This window comes from Candidatus Methylobacter favarea (genome assembly GCF_902806695.1).
Lineage (GTDB): Bacteria > Pseudomonadota > Gammaproteobacteria > Methylococcales > Methylomonadaceae > Methylobacter_B > Methylobacter_B favarea.
In genome coordinates, this window is sequence record NZ_CADCXN010000030.1 from 1 (window position 1) to 3,326 (window position 3,326).

The following is a 3,326-nucleotide window of genomic DNA, read 5'->3' on the forward strand; positions in this document are numbered from 1 at the left end:
GACGGCCATTCGCTCGGCCGTCTTTGCAGTTCGCTTGCTTGCCGCATTTTGGACAATCCATCACGCCCTCCCAAGGCACCTGAATGTTCCAAAACTTATACATTGTCTATATTTATTTAGCAATGCCCAAATTATTATCCAGGTCTGGATATTTACACTTGAACTGTCTTGGTCGCCAAACTAAAGTATAGTAAAAAAGACGAAGAACTTGATTTACCAGGCGGGATAGCCTGCATAATTGTCACGATAAACAGGTCTGGATAACTTCAATACCTATTTTTGCAACTGACTTGCCCAAGCAACTCAGCAACTGGCCGCTATACGGCTAATTATTGCCATTAAAAAAATCCGAGTGAAAGACTGCAACGGGTCGCTATGTTAAGCTCAACATAGCGACCCCTATGTGTAGTTGACTATCGTTGTTATTTTAGAGGTTCGGGGATTACAAGCCCGACTGTTCTCAAACGCGAGCAGTTACACTTATACCTTATATATAGGCGGTCATTGTTTCAAGCTACTAAAATTACCCCATAGATTGATAACCTTTTTTCTGTTTGGCCTCAACGAGCCTTTGCCTCGCGGTTAGGGCTTTTTCCTCGGTCTCAAACCAGTCTTTGCGCACCGTACCGGGTGAGCCCACTCAGCCCCCTTCCCTGACCAGCGACCAATCTCCAAAGATGCCGGGCGTGACATGCAGCTGATAGAACCGGTGCAGGTTCTGATCCGGATCGTGCCGTTCCAGGTGAATACGCGTCATCACTCGCCTAAGCTTATACGGTATAGTCTAGGCATTGGCCTTATGGCATGCCCATATGCGCTTGACCTGGCTTTCACTACAGCCGGCCAGCTCAGCGGTCCGTTTGATCGTATGGCCTGCGCCACGCAGGGCAACGATACGCTGATGGGTGGTGGCGTCAGGAATACGGCCGGCGTACTTGTCCGCGGCTTTGGCCAGCTGAACGCCCTGGCGCTGCCGCTCGCGGCGAGTCTCATAGTCGTCACGCGTCATTTGCAGGGCCAGTTTGAGCAACAGTTCCTGCACCGATTCCAGCACGATCCTGGCCACGCCGTCGGCCTCCGCCGCGAAATCGGACAGATCGACCAGGCCCGGCACGGCCAGCTTGGCGCCTTTGGCCCGGATTGAGCCGACCAATTGCTCGGCTTCGGCCAACGGCAGGCGGCTGATACGGTCGATCTTCTCGGCCACCACTACTTCACCCGGTTGCAGGTCGGCAATCATGCGCAAGAGCTCGGGCGGATCCGCGCGGGCGCCCGAGGCTTTCTCACGGTAGATGCCGGCGATGTAATACCCTTCCTCCCTGGCACTATCCACAATGTCGGTTTGGCGGGTAAGGTCTTGTTCATCGGTACTGACGCGCAGATAGAGGCGGGCGACTTTCATGGGGGATAGCCAAAATGGGTATACTCAAATTGGCTCAGTATAAAGGCTATAGCCAAAAATAACAAAGCCGATGTAATTTGGCTACCTTCTATTTAGCTATTTAAATTGGCCAGCTTTGGCCTTCCAGCTAATGTTTGCGTATTCACTCAGAAAAACTACTAATCTTATTTAAAGCCTTAAAGGTGGCCATGCCCCGGTCGGCCAGCTTTGGCTAGATTCTGCCACGCCCTCCCTGCCGTTGGGTCACACACGAAGGACTAAGGCTAACAAGGGGGAAAGTAGGCGGCTTATCCAGGATACCGGAATATTCAGCACACTATCCGCTACACGGCGACTGATCCAGTGCGGTTTGAAAAATTGTGGTGGTGATTTAGCCTATATCAGTCTCAGAAAGAAAAATTGTTCCTGGGTTAAAAGATTCATCTTTCGATTTTGCCTTCTTGGTTGGGTCCAACGTGCAGGCCGCTTCATCAATCAGGAAATTGGCGTGATTATCGGTTCGCCAGGCACCGTGCGCAAGGATGGGTTTGCTACCGAGGAAGAGGCCATAGCCGCTGGTGAGGCATTACGTGTTAATAAAGAGAAAACGGTTATCGCTACTCACTTCACCTGGCGTTTTTAGCCGCTTGGCTTTTTATATCAATATGGATATAATTTTTCCATGAAACCGATTCGCTTCCTCGGCGACTCACTCAAGTGCTTGCGCGAGTTTCCGGACTACGCTCGGCAAGATGCCGGCTATCAGTTAGACAAAGTCCAACAGGGGCAGCAGCCGGATGACTTTAAGCCCATGCCGACCATTGGTAGCGGAGTCGAAGAAATCAGGGTGTGGGACGAAACCGGCCCATTTCGGGTCATCTATACCGCTCGTCGACAGGAGGCGGTCTATGTCCTGCACACTTTCCAAAAGAAAACAGCCTTGACATCGAAGCGCGACCTGGACATCGCGAAGATCCGCTTTGCACAATTGTTAAGAGGTGAGACATGAAGACAACGTCAAACGAAACTTATGCCAGTGTCTGGGATGCCATTACCGATACACCGGCGGAAGCGGAAAACTTGCGCGTGCGTGCCGAGCTGATGAATAAGATTGCCACGATTGTGGCCGCAAAAGGTTGGACACAGGCGGAAGCAGCGGCGCAGTGCGGCGTGACGCAACCCCGCCTCAACGATTTGCTGCGCGGCCGCCTGTCCCGCTTTTCGCTTGATGCCCTCGTGAACATAGCCGCAGCATTGGGCCTGCGTGTGCATATCGAGCTGGAAGCAGCCTGATCCGTCTCCTGCTCATAGGCTGTACCAGCATTCCAAAACCGTCGCGCTCCAGGTCGAAGATCTGCACTTTGCCGATGATGAACTCCGGCAGCGTCTATATAATAAGGAGTAAAAATCTACCTCACGGCGCCTGGTCCTGTGAATATCTCCCATTTAACTATAGTGTTTATTTTCTTGGTATTGACGATTGCATTCATAGGGAAATGTGTGGCTTTAGTCCGGTAGAATAGACAGTTTTTTGTCCGCCCTTGATCTGACGTTGTGTTAATGAGGCCGAAAAGCATGTGTACATCTACGTTGCCGTAATCTTTCATAGCGAGCCTAAAACAGGCAGGAAATATTTCTGGCCAAGCAGCCGCCAACTGAGCCGGTTCATGGCCAGCACGCCCAGGCTGACTAACAGCCAGGTTGCAGGCTCGGGGACTGAGCCATCGGCATTAGCCTCGACGGTAACAGGGCCTGCCGTGACAGGCTCGATAGAGAGGGAATCGCCGTTGGCGTCACCGATGGCGTTCAGCGAAATAGTCAAGGGGCTCACCCCGGCTGAAAGGGCGTTGAACGATAAGGTCGCCAAGGTGAAGCTGCCGGCCTGTAGCGTATTCAAATCAGCGACAGTATCGAAAGAAAGCTCGTAGAGATTAACTGAACCGTC

The 3,326-nt window shown here is 52.0% G+C and carries 7 protein-coding genes; 3 read left to right on the forward strand and 4 right to left on the reverse strand.

The window, feature by feature from the left end:
* Window positions 1-523: 523 nt before the first annotated feature.
* Genes HUX64_RS20070 through HUX64_RS02700 form a run of 3 tightly spaced genes read right to left on the reverse strand, consistent with a single transcriptional unit; the run spans window position 524 to window position 1,402 of the window.
* Window positions 524-640 (reverse strand): WGR domain-containing protein, encoded by a 117-nt coding sequence (locus tag HUX64_RS20070; RefSeq protein WP_281355246.1) that lies wholly within the window; start codon window positions 638-640, stop codon window positions 524-526.
* The gene (locus HUX64_RS19535; RefSeq protein WP_246246881.1) at window positions 641-757 is read right to left on the reverse strand and encodes a WGR domain-containing protein; all 117 of its coding nucleotides are present in this window, start codon (window positions 755-757) and stop codon (window positions 641-643) included.
* A 27-nt stretch (window positions 758-784) separates the two neighbouring features.
* Window positions 785-1,402, reverse strand: coding sequence for a recombinase family protein (locus HUX64_RS02700; RefSeq protein ID WP_174624703.1), 618 nt, complete (start codon window positions 1,400-1,402; stop codon window positions 785-787).
* A 349-nt stretch (window positions 1,403-1,751) separates the two neighbouring features.
* Between HUX64_RS02700 and HUX64_RS02705 the strand changes: the two genes are divergently transcribed.
* Genes HUX64_RS02705 through HUX64_RS02715 form a run of 3 tightly spaced genes read left to right on the forward strand, consistent with a single transcriptional unit; the run spans window position 1,752 to window position 2,674 of the window.
* Window positions 1,752-2,024: a hypothetical protein gene (locus HUX64_RS02705; RefSeq protein WP_174624704.1), complete on the forward strand. Its 273-nt coding sequence runs from the start codon at window positions 1,752-1,754 to the stop codon at window positions 2,022-2,024.
* A gap of 39 nt (window positions 2,025-2,063) precedes the next feature.
* Window positions 2,064-2,390 (forward strand): type II toxin-antitoxin system RelE/ParE family toxin, encoded by a 327-nt coding sequence (locus tag HUX64_RS02710; RefSeq protein WP_174624705.1) that lies wholly within the window; start codon window positions 2,064-2,066, stop codon window positions 2,388-2,390.
* On the forward strand, window positions 2,387-2,674 hold the full coding sequence (locus HUX64_RS02715; RefSeq protein WP_174624706.1) for a helix-turn-helix domain-containing protein: 288 nt from the start codon (window positions 2,387-2,389) through the stop codon (window positions 2,672-2,674). Before HUX64_RS02710 ends, HUX64_RS02715 begins: the two co-directional genes overlap by 4 nt.
* Before the next feature lie 310 nt (window positions 2,675-2,984).
* Here the strand turns inward: HUX64_RS02715 and HUX64_RS02720 are convergent.
* On the reverse strand, window positions 2,985-3,326 hold a 342-nt coding region (locus HUX64_RS02720; RefSeq protein WP_174624707.1), incomplete at its 5' end, for a PEP-CTERM sorting domain-containing protein.

Excerpts from the sequence above, each read along its gene's own strand:
- HUX64_RS02710 (WP_174624705.1), top strand. The coding sequence starts at position 2,064 with ATGAAACCGATTCGCTTCCTCGGCGACTCACTCAAGTGCTTGCGCGAG.
- HUX64_RS19535 (WP_246246881.1), bottom strand. The coding sequence starts at position 757 with ATGACGCGTATTCACCTGGAACGGCACGATCCGGATCAGAACCTGCAC.
- HUX64_RS02700 (WP_174624703.1), bottom strand. The coding sequence starts at position 1,402 with ATGAAAGTCGCCCGCCTCTATCTGCGCGTCAGTACCGATGAACAAGAC.
- HUX64_RS02715 (WP_174624706.1), top strand. The coding sequence starts at position 2,387 with ATGAAGACAACGTCAAACGAAACTTATGCCAGTGTCTGGGATGCCATT.